Genomic DNA, 17,558 nt, shown 5'->3' with positions numbered 1-17,558 from the left:
GGCACAGGGGCACAGGGGCACACAGGGGAATGGGGGACGGTATGGCGGGGTCGGGGACCGGGCTACTGCTGTGGTTGTTCCTGTGGGGTGGGCTGGGGGTGTGGACGGTGGCCCTGGTGGTCACCGACCTGCGTTCCCGTCGGCTCCCTGATGTTCTGACCGTGCCGGCGGCCGTGTTCGCCGCGGTGTGGGCGGTGGTTACCGGAGTGCCGGTGGCCGTGCTCGGCGGCGTCGGCTGGTTTCTGCTGTCCGTGCTGCCGGGCCTGTTGTCGCGCCGGTTGGCTGCCGGGGGAGGGGACGCGAAGCTCGCCCTGTCCCTGGGCACCGTCGCCGCGGGCGTGGGTGGGGTGTTCGGCTGGTTGCTGGTCGTCGGGGCGGCGTCGGCGGTGACCGTGCTTCTGGTGCTGGTCCCGGCGGTGCGTTCGGGTGGGGAGGGGCTGCCGCATGGGCCGGGGATGTTGCTGGCGACCTGGGCTCTGGTGGTGATCACGATCACAAACGCCGGGGGGTGGTGACCTGTGTGGTGCGCACATGGAACAATGGGGCCATGTTTCGATGGACGACTGCCGGGGAATCGCACGGCCAGGCCCTTGTTTCCGTGATCGAGGACATTCCGGCGGGGGTCTCCGTGACCCGCGCCGAGGTGTCCCGACAGCTTGCTCGACGGCGCCTCGGCTACGGCCGCGGCGCCCGCATGAAGTTCGAGGCCGATGAGGTGACATTCCTCGGCGGTGTCCGTCACGGGAAGACCTTGGGCTCGCCGGTGGCGGTGATGATCGGCAACACCGAGTGGCCGAAGTGGACCACCATCATGTCCGCCGACCCGGTGGACCTGGAGGATGAGACGGTCGCCAAGGAGATGAACTCCGGTCGCGGTGCCCGCCTGACCCGGCCCCGTCCCGGCCACGCCGACTTCTCCGGCATGGTGAAGTACGGCCACGACGAGGCCCGTCCGATCCTGGAGCGTTCCAGCGCCCGGGAGACCGCCGCCCGTGTCGCCGCCGGCACCTTCGCCCGCGGCCTGCTGCGGGAGGTCACCGGTGCCGAGGTCGTCAGCCACGTGCTGTCGATCGGACCGTCCGACACCTATCGGGGACCGGCGCCGACCGCCGCGGACCTGGACGCCGTGGACGCCTCCCCGGTGCGTGCTTTCACCGTGCACGGTGATGCGCACGAGAAGTCGATGATCGAACAGATCGAGGCCGCCCGGAAGTCCGGCGACACCCTCGGCGGAGTCGTCGAGGTCGTCGTCTCCGGCCTGCCCGTCGGACTCGGCACCCACACCACCTGGGACGGGCGACTGGACGCCCAGCTCGCTCAGGCACTGATGAGTATCCAGGCGATCAAGGGTGTCGAGATCGGTGACGGCTTCGAGGAGGCCCGCCGCCGCGGCTCCGAGGCGCACGACGAGATCGACCGCATCGACGGTGCGTCCGGCGTCGCCCGTCGCACCAACCGGGCAGGCGGTGTCGAGGGCGGCATGACCAACGGTGAGCAGCTGCGGGTACGTGCCGCGATGAAGCCGATCTCCACGGTGCCGCGTGCGCTGGCCACCGTCGACATGGACGACGGCCAGGCTGCCACCGGCATCCACCAGCGTTCCGACGTCTGCGCCGTGCCGGCCGCCGGTGTCGTCGCCGAGTCGATGGTCGCCCTGATCCTGGCCCGTGCGGTGCTGGAGAAGTTCGGTGGTGACAGCATCGCCGAGACCCGCCGGAACTACGAGGCCTACCTCGACGACGTGAAGCAGCGTCTGACCTGGGGAGTGGAGTAGATGACCGCCACGATCAACCGCCCGCGCGTCGTGCTCGTCGGCCCTCCCGGTTCCGGTAAGACCACGGTGGGACGCAGTCTCGCCGAGGTCATGCGGTGCGGGCTGGTCGACACCGACCAGATGCTCGAGGACGCTGCCGGTACCAGCTGCGGCGAGTTGTTCACCGAGCTGGGGGAGCCGGAGTTCCGCCGCCGTGAGGAGAAGGTCGTCGCTGAGGCACTGCGCACCACCGGCGTGGTCTCCCTCGGTGGCGGAGCAGTGCTCTCCACGGCGGCCCGGGAGCTGTTGGCCGGGCACACCGTGGTGTATCTACGGGTGTCGGTTGAGGAGGGCGTACGCCGCACCGCCGGGTCGGCGACCCGTCCGGTGCTCGCCGCCGAACCGGGCGCGGACCCGGCTGATCGTTACCGGGAGATCCTCACCGAGCGCGAGTCGCTCTACACAGAGGTCGCCACCCACGTCATCGACGGCGACGGCCGGGCGCCCCGACACACCGTCGGCGAGGCCCTGGCACTGCTGGGCCTGCACCAGGAGTCCACCGCCTCTGCCGTGCGCGTGGAGTCCGACAACCCCTATGACGTGGTCATCGGACGGGAGCTGACCGACCGGGTCGCCGAGGCCGTGCCGGGTGCCCGACGGGCCGTCGTGCTGCACCAGCCGCCACTGGCGCAGCTGGCCGGCCGGGTCGCCGCACGCCTTCGTGCCGCCGGGATCGAACCGGTGCTGCACGAGACCCCGGACGCCGAGGCGGCGAAGACCTTCGCCGGCGCCGCGGAGTGCTGGGACGTCTGCGCCTCGGCCGGACTGTCCCGTCAGGACGTCATCGTCGGTGTCGGTGGTGGCGCAACCACCGACCTCGCCGGGTTCATCGCCGCCACCTGGATGCGGGGCATCCGGGTCGTGCAGTACCCGACCACGCTGCTGGCCATGGTCGATGCCGCTGTCGGCGGCAAGACCGGTATCAATACCCCGGCCGGCAAGAACCTGGTCGGTGCCTTCCACGAGCCCGCCGCGGTGCTGGTCGACCTCGAGGTCCTCGAGACCCTGCCCACGGCGGAGATCATCGCGGGCAGCGCCGAGATCATCAAGGCTGGTTTCATCCGTGACCCGCGGATCCTGGAGATCTACGAGGCAGACCCAGCTGCCGCCCTGGACCCGAAGGGCAGCCTGCCGGAACTCATCGAGGCGGCGGTGCGGGTCAAGGCCGAGGTCGTCGGTCAGGACCTCCGCGAGTCCTCTCTGCGTGAGATCCTCAACTACGGACACACCTACGGTCATGCTGTCGAACAGCACGAGAACTACATCTGGCGTCACGGCCACGCCGTGGCGGTGGGCATGGTCTTCGAGGCGGAGCTCGCCCACGCAGCCGGTCTGCTCAGCGCGGCCGGGGTGGCACAGCACCGTCGCATCCTGGAGAGCGTGGGGCTGCCCACCTCCTACGACGGCGCGCCGCTGGAGGTGCTCCTGGAGGTCATGGGACGGGACAAGAAGAACAAGGACGGTGCGCTGCGCATCGTCGTGGTCACCGATGCCGGCACCGACGCAACAGCCACCGGTGGATACAACCCGCACCGTCTCGTCGACCCGGAGGCTGCCGAGCTCGAGGCCGCCTACATCGCGACCCAGACACCGCAGACACCGCAGACTCCGGAGGCACACCAGTGACCCGCGTCCTGGTCCTCAACGGTCCGAACCTCAACCGCCTCGGAAAGCGCCAACCCGAGATCTACGGCTCCACCACCCTGGCCGACATCGAGGCTGGTCTGTCCGAGCACGCCGCCCGGCTCGGTGTCGGTATCGACTTCCTGCAGTCCAACCACGAGGGCGAGCTGATCGACCGCATCCACCAGGCCGCTGATGCCGGCGAGTCCGTGATCATCAACCCCGGCGGGTTCACCCACACCTCGGTCGCGCTGCGGGATGCCCTGGCGGAGATCGCCGACGGTCCCGGGTTCGTGGAGGTGCACATCTCCAACGTGCACGCCCGCGAGGACTTCCGGCACCACAGCTACCTGTCCCCGGTGGCCCGCGGTGTGATCGCCGGACTGGGTGTCCACGGGTACCACGCGGCACTGGAGTACCTGGCAGCGTAACGTTGCCGGCATGACCGACTCCCACTCGACCAACAACGTCCCCACGAAGGCCCGCCGTGCGTCGGTGGCCGCCGCGATCGCCGCAGCCGGCCACGACCACCTGCTGGTGACCGACCTGAAGAACGTCCGCTACCTCACCGGGTTCAGCGGCTCCAACGCCGCGCTGCTGGTTCCGGCGGACCCGGACGCCGAGGCGACGCTGGTCACCGACGGACGCTACGACACCCAGGTGCGACAGGAGACCGCCGGGGACCCCGGCATCGGGGTGCGGATCACCCGTGACCTCGTCGGTGAGCTGCTCGAGGTCGCCGGCGAGGACGCGACCGTCGCCGTCGAGCCGGGAATGACCGTGGCACAGGCCCGTGCGATCGGGGAACCGCCGGTGCTGGACCGCGCGGTGGAGGATGCTCGGCTGGTCAAGGGCGCCGACGAGATTGCCGCCCTGCGTGCCGCCGGTGAGTTGGCTGACACCGTGTTCACCGAGTTCATCGAGGCCGGCGGTATCCGTGAGGGCATCACCGAGATCGCCGCCGCCGCCGACCTGGAGCACCGCCTGCGCGTCGCCGGCGCCGACGGGTTGAGTTTCGACACGATCCTCGCCTCCGGGGTCAACGGCGCCAAACCGCATGCCGGTGTCTCCCGCGACATCATCGTCCCCGGCCTGGTCACCCTGGACTTCGGCGTGTGGTTGGACGGCTACGCCTCCGACCAGACCCGCACGGTGTGCGTCGGGGAGCCGGACGCCCTGTCCGTCGAACTCTACGATCTGGTGCACCGCTCCTTCACCGCTGGAACTGAGGCGGTGCGTCCCGGTGCCGGGCTGTTTGCCGTGGACAAGGTGTGCCGCGACATCATCGCCGAGGCCGGCTACGGGGAGTACTTCGTCCACTCCACCGGCCATGGTGTCGGCCTCGACGTGCATGAGGCCCCGTACGCGGCCTCCCGAACCCCGGAGGACAAGACGCTGGCCGAGGGGATGACCCTGACCGTGGAACCCGGGGTGTACCTGCCGGGCCGTACCGGCCTGCGGATCGAGAACACCTACGTCGTCACCGCGGACGGTGCCGAGACCCTGAATCCGTCGTCGACGGAGTTACGGATCGTCTAGGGCGAACTGCTAGACTGGCGGGCTGTTCACCCTTTGCACATTACGACGACGCTTACCCCAGGAGTACACACGTGGCGACTACCGCGGATTTCAAGAACGGCCTTGTGCTGAAGATTGACAACAAGCTTCAGCAGATCATCGAGTTCCAGCACGTCAAGCCCGGTAAGGGGCCCGCTTTCGTGCGTACCAAGCTCAAGGACGTCGTCAGCGGCAAGAACATCGACAAGACCTTCAACGCCGGTGTCAAGGTCGAGACCGCCACCGTGGACCGTCGCGACATGACCTACCTGTACAACGACGGCGAGAACTTCGTCGTCATGGACGACAAGGACTTCGAGCAGTTCGAGGTCCCCGCCGACAAGTTCGGTGACGCCGGCCAGTTCCTGCTGGAGAACATGCGCGTCCAGCTGTCCTTCCACGAGGGCGAGATCCTCTTCGCCGACCTGCCGGTCTCCGTCGACCTGTCCATCCAGCACACCGACCCGGGTCTGCAGGGCGACCGCTCCACCGGTGGCACCAAGCCCGCCACCCTGGAGACCGGTGCCGAGATCCAGGTCCCGCTGTTCCTGAACACCGGTGATGTCGTCAAGGTCGACACCCGCACCGGCGAGTACCTCTCCCGCGTCAACAACTAAGACGACAACTGAGACCATGACAGACAGCACGCACCGCCACGGTCCGCGGCACGCGGCCCGTCAGCGCGCGGTGGACATCCTCTTCGAGGCCGAGTTCCGCGACACCGACCCAGTCGGCATCGTCGAGGAGCGCATCGACCTGTCCCGCGACGAGTCGAACCAGGTCAAGAGAGTTCCGGAGTACACCACCGCGATCGTCCCGGGGGTCGCCCAGGCCCTCGACGAGATCGATGACGCCATCGCGGCACACCTGTCGAGCACCTGGCGTCTCGAGCGCCTTCCCGCCGTGGACCGCGCCGTCCTGCGCGTCGCAGCCTGGGAACTGCTCTACAACCCGGAAGTGCCGGTGAAGGTCGCCCTCAAGGAGGGTATCCACCTCGCCGGTGAATATTCGCACGACAAGGCCCCGTCCTACGTCAACGCGGTCCTGGACGGTATCGCCCGGGACAAGCGGCTGGCGGATGAGGCGTCCGAGGCTGCTGCTGCGGAGGCGAGCGCCGCGGCAGCAGCCGCGGAGACCGCCGAATCCGAGGCGCAGACGGATGCCCTGATCGAGGGGATCGTCGACGGGGGTTCCGACACCCACCCGTGATAGGATCAGTCATCGACACCATCCTTTAACGATCCGTCCAGTGAGGCGGGGAAGGAGGTCACGATGGGCACCATCATGGACGCCGACGACGTCGGTCGTACCATTGCACGCATCGCGCACCAGATCATCGAGAAAACGGCACTAGACGCACCGGGGGCAGGACAGGTTGTCCTGCTGGGTATCCCGTCGGGGGGAGTGCCGCTGGCGGCGCGTCTCGCCTCGCGGATCGAGGAGTTCAGCGGGGTGTCCGTCTTCCACGGCGCACTCGACGTCACCCTCTACCGTGACGACCTGACCACCTCGCCGCACCGGGCGCTCAAACCCACCAGCATCCCGCGTGAGGGCATCGACGGGACCACGGTGATCCTCGTCGACGATGTCCTCTATTCCGGACGCACCATCCGCGCCGCGCTCGACGCCCTGCGCGACATTGGCCGGGCACGGGTCGTGCAGCTGGCCGTCCTGGTCGACCGCGGCCACCGCGACCTGCCGATCCGGGCGGACTACGTGGGCAAGAACATCCCCACCGCCGCCACCGAGGATGTGCGGGTCAGTCTCGCCGAGATCGACGGTGACGACCGGGTGGACCTGCTCCGCGACACTGCGGACTCCGCCACCGACAGCGAGGAGACCGGAGAATGAAGCACCTGCTCAGCATCGCCGACCTGACCGCCGGGGAGATCACCGGCCTGTTGGACGAGGCGGACCGGTTCGCCGAGTCGCTGCGTGACCGGGAAGTGAAGAAGCTGCCGACCCTGCGGGGCCGTACGGTCTTCACCCTGTTCTACGAGAACTCCACCCGCACCCGGTCCAGTTTCGAGACCGCCGGCAAGTGGATGAGCGCGGACGTCATCAACATCTCGGCATCTTCCTCAAGCGTGAAGAAGGGCGAGTCGCTCAAGGACACTGCCTTGACGTTGCGGGCGATCGGCGCGGACGCCATCATCATGCGCCACCCGTCCTCCGGTGCGGCCCGCCAGGTCGCCAACTGGGTGGGACACGGCCCGGACGGCATCAGCGTGCTCAACGCCGGTGACGGCCTGCACGAGCACCCCACCCAGGCCCTGCTCGACGCGGTGACCCTGCGCAACCGCCTCGCCGGGGACAACGGCGACCTGACCGGAAGCCACGTCGTGATCGTCGGCGACATCCTGCACTCGCGCGTCGCACGGTCCAACGCCCTGCTGCTCACCGGACTGGGGGTCGACGTCACCTTCGTCGCCCCGCCAACCCTTCTGCCGCTGGGTGTGACCAACTGGATCCATCCCGAGGGCTCCGGCACGGTCCAGGTCAGCCACGACATGGACCCCGCCCTGACCGGTGCGGACGCGGTGATGATGCTGCGCGTGCAGGCCGAGCGGATGGACGGCGGGTTCTTCCCCTCGCACCGCGAGTACGCCACCCGCTACGGTCTGTCCCGTGCCCGGCTCGACTGCCTGGACGACGACGTCATCGTGCTGCACCCTGGCCCGATGCTGCGCGGCATGGAGATCAGCGATGCCGTCGCCGACGCGCCCCAGGCCGTGGTGCTCGACCAGGTCACCGCCGGTGTGCACGTCCGCATGGCGGCACTGTTCACCCTGCTGGTCGGAACCGGTGGCGATACGGGGGAGGCCACACTGTGAGCAACCGGAACACTGCACAGGACACGACACGAGAGAAAGTGAACACCGTGAACGACTACCCGGCCACCGGAGTGCTCCACGACGTCCAACCGGGCGAGGTCCTGCTCCGCGGCGTCCTCGTCTACGGCGAGGGCGACCCCGCGGACGTCCTGGTCCGTGACGGTGTCATCGCAGAGATCGCCGCCGCCGGCGAGTTGGAGACCAGCGCCGAAGGTGCGGAGACCCTCGACCTCGACGGCCAGGTCCTGCTGCCCGGCCTGGTGGACATGCACGTCCACCTGCGTGAGCCCGGCCGTGAGGACACCGAGACCATCGCCACCGGTTCCGCCGCCGCCGCCCGCGGTGGCTTCACCGCGGTATTCACCATGGCCAACACCGACCCGGTGACCGACACCCCGGCGATCGCCGAGATGGTGTGGCTCAAGGGCCAGCAGACCAACCTCTGCGACGTCCACCCCGTCGGCTCGATCAGCCGTGGACTCAAGGGCAGTGAGCTGACCGAGTTCGGCATGATGGCCGACTCGGACGCCAAGGTCCGCATGTTCTCCGACGACGGCAAGTGCGTCGACGACCCACGCCTGATGCGTCGGGCCGTCGAGTACGCCGGCGGCCTGGACGTGCTGCTCGCCCAGCACTGTGAGGAGCACCGGCTCACCGAGGGAGCGGTCGCCCACGAGGGTGACACCGCCGCCCGGCTCGGCCTGTGTGGCTGGCCGCGCGTCGCCGAGGAGTCCATCGTCATCCGGGACGCCCTGCTGGCCCGCGACTACGGCGGACGCCTGCACATCTGCCACGCCTCCACCGAGGGCACCGTGGAACTGCTGGCCTGGGCCAAGGACCACGACATCCCGCTCTCGGCCGAGGTCACCCCGCACCACCTCATCCTCACCGATGAGAAGCTGGAGACCTACGACGGGCACTACCGGGTCAACCCGCCGCTGCGCGAGACCCAGGACACCCTGGCACTGCGCCAGGCGCTGATCGACGGCACGGTGGACTGTGTCGCCACCGACCACGCCCCGCACGGCTCCGAGGAGAAGTGCTGCGAGTTCGACCAGGCCCGCCCCGGCATGCTGGGCCTGGAGACATCGCTGCCGATCATCGCCGGCCTGTTCGTCACCGACGTACCTGAAGGTCTCGAGGCACAGGACTGGCGCTTCGTGGCGAAGGTCATGTCGGAGCGCCCCGCCGAGATTCTCAAGCTGCCCGGCCACGGCCGTCCCGTGGCGGTGGGGGAGCCGGCGAACCTCTGCGTCGTCGACACCGGCCGCAGCTGGACCGCTCACGGCGAGGACCTGGCGTCCAAGTCGTCCAACACCCCCTACGAGGGGATGGAACTGCCGGTGAAGGTGTCCACGACCCTGCTCCGCGGCCGGGTGACCTGCCGCGACGGCGAGGTCGACGCCTAGATGACCGACCAGACCGCACACAGATCACATACAACTAGTTCCGCTAATTCCGCGACAGAGAAGAGTACTGCTGTGAGTTCCTCCCGCACCCCCGCGCTGCTGGTGCTGGCCGACGGACGGGTGTTCCGTGGCCGCGCCGTCGGTGCGACCGGCACCACCCTGGGTGAGGCCGTGTTCACGACCGCGCTGACCGGCTACCAGGAAACCCTGACCGACCCCTCCTACCACCGGCAGATCATCGTGGCGACGGCCCCGCAGATCGGCAACACCGGCTGGAACGACGAGGACTCCGAGTCCCACAACGGCAAGATCTGGGCCGCCGGCCTGGTCATCCGCGATCTCTCCCGCTCCGTGTCGAACTGGCGTGCAGCCCGCTCGCTGCCCGAGGAGATGGAGAAGCAGGGGCTGATCGGGATCCAGGGTATCGACACCCGCGCACTGGTGCGCCACCTGCGCGACCAGGGTGCCGTCGCCGCCGGCATCTTCTCCGGGGAGGCCGCCGAACGTCCCGTCGAGGAGCTCATCGCCGAGGTCGCCGCACAGCCGACCATGGTCGGCTCGAACCTCGCCGTCGAGGCATCCACCGACGAGGTCTACGTTGTCGAGCCCGAGGGTGAGGCCAGGTACACCGTGCTGGCCTACGACATGGGCATCAAGACCAACACCCCGTCCAACTTCGCCTCCCGCGGGGTGCGTACCGTCGTCGTCCCGGCCGAGTCCCCGGTCGAGCCGCTGCTGGAGCAGTACCAGCCTGACGGTGTCTTCATCTCCAACGGCCCCGGCGACCCCGCCACCGCCGATGTCATGGTGCAGCAGGTCCAGACCGTCATCGAGAGGAAGATCCCGCTGTTCGGCATCTGCTTCGGCAACCAGATCCTGGGCCGTGCCCTGGGCATGGACACCTACAAGCTGAAGTTCGGCCACCGCGGCACCAACGTGCCCGTGCTCAACCACCTCACCGGCCAGATCTTCATCACCTCGCAGAACCACGGCTTCGCCCTGCGCGGTCGACCCGGCGAGCCCTTCGACACGCCCTACGGCACCGCCCAGGTCACCCACACCTGCCTCAACGATGACTGCGTCGAAGGTGTCGCCCTCGACAACGGACTCGCCTTCTCCGTCCAGTACCACCCCGAGGCCGCCGCCGGCCCCCACGATGCCAACCCGCTGTTCGACCAGTTCATCGAACTGATGGAAGGGAACAACTAAATGCCGAAGCGCAACGACATCAACCACGTCCTCGTCATCGGCTCGGGCCCGATCGTGATCGGCCAGGCCTGTGAGTTCGACTACTCCGGCACCCAGGCCTGCCGCGCACTGAAGACCGAGGGCCTGCGGGTCTCCCTGATCAACTCCAACCCGGCCACCATCATGACCGACCCGGAGTTCGCCGACCACACCTACATCGAGCCGATCACCCCGGAGTACATCGACAAGATCTTCACCGCCGAGAAGGAGGCCGGCCACCCGATCGACGCCGTGCTGGCCACCCTCGGTGGACAGACCGCACTGAACGCCGCCATCCAGATGGACCGCCTCGGTCTGCTGGAGAAGCACGGCGTGGAGCTCATCGGCGCCGACATCGACGCCATCGAGCGCGGTGAAGACCGCCAGAAGTTCAAGGACATCGTCGCTTCCATCGGTGGCGAGTCCGCCCGCTCCGCGGTGTGCCACAACATGGACGAGGTCCACGCCACCGTCGCCGATCTCGGTCTGCCGGTCGTCGTCCGTCCGTCCTTCACCATGGGCGGCCTGGGCTCCGGCCTGGCCTTCACCTACGAAGACCTCGACCGTATCGCCGGTGGCGGTCTCGCAGCATCCCCGGAGGCGAACGTCCTGATCGAGGAGTCCATCCTCGGCTGGAAGGAGTTCGAGCTGGAGCTGATGCGTGACGGTGACGACAACACCGTGGTCGTCTGCTCCATCGAGAACGTCGACGCCCTCGGCGTGCACACCGGTGACTCGGTCACGGTCGCCCCCTCGATGACCCTGACCGACCGCGAGTTCCAGAAGATGCGCGACCAGGGTATCGCCATCATCCGCGAGGTCGGTGTCGACACCGGTGGCTGCAACATCCAGTTCGCCATCAACCCGGACGACGGCCGCATCATCACCATCGAGATGAACCCGCGCGTCTCCCGGTCCTCCGCCCTGGCCTCCAAGGCCACCGGCTTCCCGATCGCCAAGATCGCCGCCCTGCTCGCCATCGGCTACACCCTCGACGAGCTGCGCAACGACATCACCCAGGTCACCCCGGCAGCTTTCGAGCCGACCCAGGACTACGTCATCGTCAAGGCACCGCGCTTTGCCTTCGAGAAGTTCCCCGGCGCCGACGACACCCTGACCACCACCATGAAGGCCGTCGGTGAGGCGATGGCCATCGGACGCAACTACATCTCCGCCCTGAACAAGGTGCTGCGCTCCATGGAGACCAAGCCGGCCGGGTTCTGGACCACCTCCGACGAGTACTTCGCCGGAGACCGCGCCCGCGACCTCAACGCCGTGCTCGACGACCTGGGCCGTCCCACCGAGGGCCGCATGTACGACATGGAGCTCGCCCTGCGCCTCGGCGCATCCGTCGACGAGGTCCACCGGGCCTCCGTCGGGGTCGACCCCTGGTTCCTCTACGAGCTCAAGGCACTGGTCGACTTCCGGGACGAGCTCGAGGCAGCCCCGGTGCTCACCGAGGAGCTGCTGCGTGAGGCGAAGTACCTGGGCCTCGGCGACGCCGAGATCGCCGCGGTGCGCCCGGAGCTCGCCGGTGAGGACGGGGTGCGTACCCTGCGCTGGTCGCTGGGCATCCGCCCGGTGTTCAAGACCGTCGACACCTGCTCGGCGGAGTTCGAGGCGAAGACCCCGTACCACTACTCGGCCTATGAGCTCGATCCGGCCGCCGAGTCCGAGGTCGCCCCGCAGACCGAGAAGCCGAAGGTCCTGATCCTCGGCTCCGGCCCGAACCGCATCGGCCAGGGCATCGAGTTCGACTACTCCTGCGTCCACGCCGCCCTGGAGCTCTCCCGCGTCGGCTACGAGACCGTGATGGTCAACTGCAACCCGGAGACCGTCTCCACCGACTACGACACGGCCGACCGTCTCTACTTCGAGCCGCTGACCTTCGAGGACGTCATGGAGGTCTACCACGCCGAGCAGGAGTCCGGCGAGGTCGCCGGGGTCATCGTCCAGCTCGGTGGGCAGACCCCGCTGGGACTGGCAGAGCGACTGACCGCCGCCGGTGTGCCGGTGATCGGCACCTCCGCCGCCGCCATCGACCTCGCCGAGGACCGCGGCGAGTTCGGCAAGGTCCTGGAGCGGGCCGAACTGCCCGCCCCCGCCTTCGGCACCGCCACCACCTTCGACGAGGCCAAGGATGTCGCCGGCCGGATCGGCTACCCGGTCCTGGTCCGTCCGTCCTACGTCCTCGGCGGACGCGGCATGGAGATCGTCTACGACGAGGCCTCCCTGGAGAACTACATCGCCCGCGCCACCGAGATCACCGAGGACCACCCGGTGCTCGTCGACCGTTTCCTCGACAACGCCATCGAGATCGACGTCGACGCCCTGTGCGACGGCGACGAGGTCTACCTCGCCGGCGTGATGGAGCACATCGAGGAGGCCGGTATCCACTCCGGTGACTCCGCATGTGCACTCCCGCCGATGACGCTGGGGGAGTCGGACATCGAGAACGTCCGCCGCTCCACCGCGGCCCTGGCCCACGGCATCGGCGTCAAGGGCCTGATGAACGTGCAGTTCGCCCTTAAGGACGACATCCTCTACGTCATCGAGGCCAACCCGCGTGCCTCCCGCACCGTCCCGTTCGTCTCCAAGGCCACCGGTGTGCCGCTGGCCAAGGCCGCGTCCCGGATCATGACCGGCACCTGCATCCGCGAACTGATTGCCGAGGGGCTTATCCCCGGTGACCGTGACGGTGGCTCGCTGCCGCTGGGCCACCCCATCGCGGTGAAGGAGGCGGTCATGCCCTTCAACCGCTTCCGCAACGCCGCCGGTGAGATGGTCGACAGCCTGCTCAGCCCGGAGATGAAGTCCACCGGTGAGGTCATGGGCCTGGACTCCGACTTCGGCACCGCCTTCGCCAAGTCGCAGGAGGCCGCCACCGGCTCGCTGCCGACCAGCGGCACAGTGTTCGTCTCGGTGGCCAACCGTGACAAGCGCACCATGATCATGCCGATCCAGCGCCTGGCCTCCCTCGGCTTCAACCTGGTCGCCACCAGCGGTACGGCGAATATGCTGCGGCGCAACGGCATCGAGTGCACCACCGTGGCCAAGCAGACCGACCTCGCCGCCGGCACCAACCCGGACGACCTGCGGTCAGTGGTCGACCTGATCAACGACGGTGAGATCGACTTCATCCTCAACACCCCGGCCTCCACCGCCGCCGCCCGCGGCGACGGCTACGACATCCGTGCCGCGGCCACCTCCCAGGGCGTGTCCTGCGTGACCACCGTCCAGGGCGCCGTTGCCGCTGTCCAGGCCATCGAGGCACTGAAGGACACGACCACCGTGGTCCGCGCCATCCAGGACGTCGAACATGACCGCTGAGAAGCGCTCCGGCGTCTCTGACACCGGCACGTTCGGGCAGCGCTACCTGGCGCGTTCGGAGGAGTTGGGACGGCTGTGCGTCGGGTTGGACCCGCACCCCGGCATCCTGGAGTCCTGGGGTCTGACGGTGGACGCCGCCGGGCTGGCGGAGTTCACCCGCCGTTGTGTGGAGGCCTTCGCCGACACCGCCTGTGTGGTCAAGCCCCAGGTCGCCTTCTACGAGATGTTCGGCTCGGCGGGTTTTGCTGTGCTGGAGGACGCCCTGGCGGCCTTCCGCGCCGCCGGGACACTCGTCATCGCAGACGCCAAACGCGGCGACATCGGCTCCACCATGGCCGGGTACGCCCGGGCGTGGCTGTCCGATGATTCACCGCTGCAGGCCGATGCGGTGACGGTGTCGCCGTACCTGGGCCTGGACTCGTTGACCCCGGCGCTGGATGCCGCGGTCGCCACCGGCCGATCGGTGATCGTGCTGTCAGCGACCTCCAACCCGGAGGGGCCGCAGTTCCAGACCCTGACCACCCCGAACGGGGTCAGTGTGTCGCAGGAGGTCGTCGACTGGGCGGCCTCCCACAATGCGGCCCATTCCGCCGGCACCGTCGGTGTGGTTGTCGGTGCGACAGTCACTTCTGCGCCGGATCTTTCCGAGGTCGGTGGCCCGGTGCTGATGCCCGGCGTCGGTGCCCAGGGTGGTGCGGCCGACGACATCGCCCGGATTGCCGGACCTGCTGAACGGTGGGCCAACCCCAATATGTCGCGGTCGATTCTGCAGTGCGGCCCGGATGTTGGGGAACTGCGTGCCGCAGTCACCGAGGCTGCGTCCGCGTTCCCGCAGGTCGGGAACTAGGACGCGCCGAGTGCGAACTGGGGGTTTGTTCATCTTCCGTTCGCCGGAGTGCTACACTTGGCGCGTTGTTTCATGGTCGCGACCTGCACCAGCGTCCCGGGGTCACCCCGGGGGGACGGGCACAGGTCACCGACGTCGCCACAGTTGCGCAGTGGCACGGCGAATCGCTACGATTCGTCTCTGACTTCGGCAGGCCGAGCGTTTGCCGAATGGAACACCTGCAAGATCCCGCAAGACCCTGTAAGTCTTAACCAAACACAATTCCCAACCCCAAGACGGAGGAACCCGTGGCCCTTCCCCAGTTGACCCCGGAGCAGCGTGCAGAAGCCCTGAAGAAGGCCGCTGAGGCCCGCAAGGCCCGTGCCGAGCTCAAGGAGAAGCTCAAGCGTGGCGGCACCGACCTGAAGCAGGTCCTGGCCGACGCTGACGAGGACCCGATCATCGGCAAGATGAAGGTCTCCGCCCTCCTCGAGGCCCTGCCGAAGGTGGGCAAGGTCAAGGCACAGGAGATCATGACCGAGCTCGAGATCGCCCCGACCCGCCGTCTGCGCGGCCTGGGCGACCGTCAGTGTCGCGCTCTGCTGGAGCGCTTCGGTTACGAGGCATAGTCGCCTTGAGCCCGGAACCGCGCCTGGTGGTTCTTGCCGGACCGTCCGCCGTCGGTAAGTCGACGGTCGTGGCGGGCCTGCGTGAGAGTGTGCCTGATCTTTTCTTCAGCGTGTCCTGGACGACCAGGGATCCGCGGCCGGATGAGGTCGACGGACGGGACTACCACTACGTGTCCCGCGACCGCTTCCGCGAGGAGGTGGACGCCGGCCTGATGCTTGAATGGGCCGAGATCCACGGCGGACTGCAACTGTCCGGCACGCCCCGGCGTCCCGTCGGTGGCGCGCTGGAGGAGGGCCGTCCGGTCCTCGTGGAGGTCGACCTCGTGGGCGCCCGGAACATCAAGAAGATGATGCCGGAGGCCCTCACCGTCTTCCTGGCACCCCCGTCGTGGGAGGTGCTCGTTGACCGGCTGACCGGCCGCGGTACCGAGAGCGAGGACGTGATCCGTCGTCGTCTCGAGACCGCGGAAGAGGAACTCGCCTCCCAGAGTGAGTTCGACCGCGTCGTCGTCAACGAGGACGTGGACTCGGCGGTGGCCGAGATCGGTGGCCTGCTCACCGGCAGTACACAGCCCTAGAACCAACGAATACAAAGGTGTGTCAGTGGATACCAACGACAACTCATCCGTCTTCGACCAGCCGGTCGGCATCACCAATCCTCCGATTGACGAGCTGCTGACCAAGGTTTCCTCGAAGTACGCCCTGGCGATCTTCGCCGCCAAGCGCGCGCGTCAGATCAACGAATACTTCCAGACCGTCGGCGACGGGGTCTTCGAGTTCGTCGGCCCGCTGGTCACCCCGGATGCCCAGGAGAAGCCGCTCTCGATCGCCCTGCGCGAGATCGAGGGCGACCTGCTGGAGCACACCGAAGGCTAGCCCGGCCGTCACCTGTGACGCCACGAGCGCCCGTCCCCGTCATCGGGGACGGGTGCTCTGTCGTCTGCGGTCGTATTCGGTCCTGTGCGGTCGTGTGCGGTCCTGTGCGGTCCAGTGCGGTCCAGTGCGGTTCCGTCTCGGTTCCGTCGCGTAAGCTGGGGTGCCGTGAACGACAACAGACTCAAGATCCTCGTCGGGGTGGGCGGGGGCATCGCCGCCTACAAGGCCTGCGCGCTGGTGCGCTACTTCACTGAAGCCGGCCATGAGGTCCACGTGGTACCCACCGACTCCGCCCTGCGGTTCGTCGGCGCGGCGACATTCGAGGCGCTCTCCGGCAACCCGGTGTCCACCACCGCCTTCGACGCCGTGGACGAGGTCCGCCATGTGCGACTGGGCCAGGAGGCCGACCTCATGGTCGTCGCCCCGGCCACCGCCGACCTCATGGCACGCCTGGCGCAGGGCAGGGCGGACGACCTGCTCACCGCCAGTGCCCTGGTCGTCGACGACTGCCCGGTCGTGCTGGCCCCGGCGATGCACACCGAGATGTGGCGCCATCCGGCGACACGCGACAATGTGGCGGCCCTGCGCCGCCGCGGCACCGTAGTCCTGGAGCCGGCCCACGGCCGGTTGACCGGCACCGACACCGGTCCCGGACGCCTGCCCGACCCGGAACACATCGGTGCCCTGGCACTGGCCGCCGCCGAACGTTCCGGCGTCTTCCGCCAGTCCCTGGCCGGACGGCGCGTGCTCATCACCGCCGGTGGCACCCACGAGGCGCTCGACCCGGTGCGTTTCCTCGGCAACGCCTCCTCGGGCCGCCAAGGGTTCGCCCTGGCCGACATCGCCGTCCAACGCGGTGCCGAGGTGGAACTGGTGGCAGGGCACACCGACGAGTTGCCGGTGCCATCCGGTGCACGCATCACCCAGGTCAGCAGCGCCCGCGATCTGGAGTCCGCCGTCGCCGAACTTGCTCCCGGGGTCGATGCCGTCGTCATGGCCGCCGCCGTCGCCGACTACCGTCCCGCCCAGCGGGCCGAGGCGAAGATGAAGAAGGGTACCGACGACGACGGGCTGGCGAATCTGGCGTTGACCGAGAACCCGGACATCCTCAAGGGGCTGGTGGAGCGTCGCCGCACCGGTGAGTTGCCGGAGGATCTGGTGATCGCCGGTTTCGCCGCAGAGACCGGCGACGCCACCCACAGTCCGTTGGACCACGCCCGCGCCAAGTTGGCCCGCAAGGGCTGCGACCTGCTGATGTGTAATGCGGTGGGTGAGGGGGTCGTCTTCGGCCAGCAGGACAGCTCCGGCTGGATCCTGGTGCCGGGTGACCGCCCCGGGGCCGAGGACGTCACCGAGGTCGCGACCTCCTCCAAGCTGGTGGTCGCCGCCCACATCCTCGACGCGCTCGAGGGACTTCTCTAGAGCCCCTGTCCG

16 protein-coding genes and 1 pseudogene are annotated in these 17,558 nt (G+C 68.4%); all 17 read left to right on the top strand.

The window, feature by feature from the left end:
- The first annotated feature begins 41 nt into the window (after window positions 1-41).
- The 17 genes and pseudogenes from ACTXPP_RS00410 to coaBC all read left to right on the top strand — a co-directional run bounded on the left by ACTXPP_RS00410 (window position 42) and on the right by coaBC (window position 17,546).
- On the top strand, window positions 42-515 hold the full coding sequence (locus tag ACTXPP_RS00410; protein ID WP_443340407.1) for a prepilin peptidase: 474 nt from the start codon (window positions 42-44) through the stop codon (window positions 513-515).
- Between the two features lie 32 nt (window positions 516-547).
- On the top strand, window positions 548-1,774 hold the full coding sequence (gene aroC / locus ACTXPP_RS00405) for a chorismate synthase (RefSeq protein ID WP_301495634.1): 1,227 nt from the start codon (window positions 548-550) through the stop codon (window positions 1,772-1,774).
- Window positions 1,775-3,439, top strand: a complete 1,665-nt coding sequence (aroB, locus tag ACTXPP_RS00400; protein ID WP_443340406.1) for a 3-dehydroquinate synthase — start codon at window positions 1,775-1,777, stop codon at window positions 3,437-3,439.
- The gene (aroQ, locus tag ACTXPP_RS00395; protein ID WP_301495628.1) at window positions 3,436-3,867 is read left to right on the top strand and encodes a type II 3-dehydroquinate dehydratase; all 432 of its coding nucleotides are present in this window, start codon (window positions 3,436-3,438) and stop codon (window positions 3,865-3,867) included. The genes aroB and aroQ overlap by 4 nt, the downstream gene beginning before the upstream one ends.
- A gap of 10 nt (window positions 3,868-3,877) precedes the next feature.
- On the top strand, window positions 3,878-4,975 hold the full coding sequence (locus tag ACTXPP_RS00390; RefSeq protein ID WP_301495626.1) for a M24 family metallopeptidase: 1,098 nt from the start codon (window positions 3,878-3,880) through the stop codon (window positions 4,973-4,975).
- 71 nt (window positions 4,976-5,046) lie between these two features.
- Window positions 5,047-5,610, top strand: coding sequence for an elongation factor P (gene efp, locus ACTXPP_RS00385; protein ID WP_301495624.1), 564 nt, complete (start codon window positions 5,047-5,049; stop codon window positions 5,608-5,610).
- A 16-nt stretch (window positions 5,611-5,626) separates the two neighbouring features.
- Window positions 5,627-6,202 (top strand): transcription antitermination factor NusB, encoded by a 576-nt coding sequence (nusB, locus tag ACTXPP_RS00380; protein WP_301495622.1) that lies wholly within the window; start codon window positions 5,627-5,629, stop codon window positions 6,200-6,202.
- Between the two features lie 21 nt (window positions 6,203-6,223).
- A pseudogene (pyrR, locus tag ACTXPP_RS00375) lies at window positions 6,224-6,844 on the top strand (bifunctional pyr operon transcriptional regulator/uracil phosphoribosyltransferase PyrR); the annotation flags it as partial.
- On the top strand, window positions 6,841-7,827 hold the full coding sequence (locus ACTXPP_RS00370) for an aspartate carbamoyltransferase catalytic subunit (RefSeq protein WP_443340405.1): 987 nt from the start codon (window positions 6,841-6,843) through the stop codon (window positions 7,825-7,827). The pseudogene pyrR and the gene ACTXPP_RS00370, both read left to right, overlap by 4 nt.
- A complete protein-coding gene (locus tag ACTXPP_RS00365) occupies window positions 7,824-9,236 on the top strand; it encodes a dihydroorotase (protein ID WP_443340404.1) in 1,413 nt (470 codons plus the stop codon). The genes ACTXPP_RS00370 and ACTXPP_RS00365 overlap by 4 nt, the downstream gene beginning before the upstream one ends.
- A 72-nt stretch (window positions 9,237-9,308) precedes the next feature.
- Window positions 9,309-10,445, top strand: a complete 1,137-nt coding sequence (gene carA, locus ACTXPP_RS00360) for a glutamine-hydrolyzing carbamoyl-phosphate synthase small subunit (RefSeq protein ID WP_443340403.1) — start codon at window positions 9,309-9,311, stop codon at window positions 10,443-10,445.
- Window positions 10,446-13,793: a carbamoyl-phosphate synthase large subunit gene (gene carB / locus ACTXPP_RS00355; RefSeq protein ID WP_301495614.1), complete on the top strand. Its 3,348-nt coding sequence runs from the start codon at window positions 10,446-10,448 to the stop codon at window positions 13,791-13,793. It begins immediately after the preceding gene.
- Entirely contained in the window at window positions 13,783-14,640 is an 858-nt protein-coding gene (gene pyrF / locus ACTXPP_RS00350) for an orotidine-5'-phosphate decarboxylase (protein ID WP_301495612.1), read from the top strand. The genes carB and pyrF overlap by 11 nt, the downstream gene beginning before the upstream one ends.
- A gap of 287 nt (window positions 14,641-14,927) precedes the next feature.
- Window positions 14,928-15,248 (top strand): integration host factor, actinobacterial type, encoded by a 321-nt coding sequence (gene mihF, locus ACTXPP_RS00345; protein ID WP_301495610.1) that lies wholly within the window; start codon window positions 14,928-14,930, stop codon window positions 15,246-15,248.
- Window positions 15,245-15,826, top strand: a complete 582-nt coding sequence (gene gmk, locus ACTXPP_RS00340) for a guanylate kinase (protein WP_301495632.1) — start codon at window positions 15,245-15,247, stop codon at window positions 15,824-15,826. The genes mihF and gmk overlap by 4 nt, the downstream gene beginning before the upstream one ends.
- 25 nt (window positions 15,827-15,851) lie before the next feature.
- Entirely contained in the window at window positions 15,852-16,124 is a 273-nt protein-coding gene (gene rpoZ / locus ACTXPP_RS00335; protein ID WP_443340402.1) for a DNA-directed RNA polymerase subunit omega, read from the top strand.
- Between the two features lie 165 nt (window positions 16,125-16,289).
- Window positions 16,290-17,546, top strand: a complete 1,257-nt coding sequence (coaBC, locus tag ACTXPP_RS00330; protein WP_443340401.1) for a bifunctional phosphopantothenoylcysteine decarboxylase/phosphopantothenate--cysteine ligase CoaBC — start codon at window positions 16,290-16,292, stop codon at window positions 17,544-17,546.
- Window positions 17,547-17,558: the final 12 nt, after the last annotated feature.

This window comes from Candidatus Corynebacterium faecigallinarum, assembly GCF_052264515.1.
Classification (GTDB): Bacteria; Actinomycetota; Actinomycetes; order Mycobacteriales; family Mycobacteriaceae; genus Corynebacterium; species Corynebacterium faecigallinarum.
Note: the sequence above shows the minus strand (reverse complement) of the source record. Positions and strands in the feature narration are given on the sequence as shown.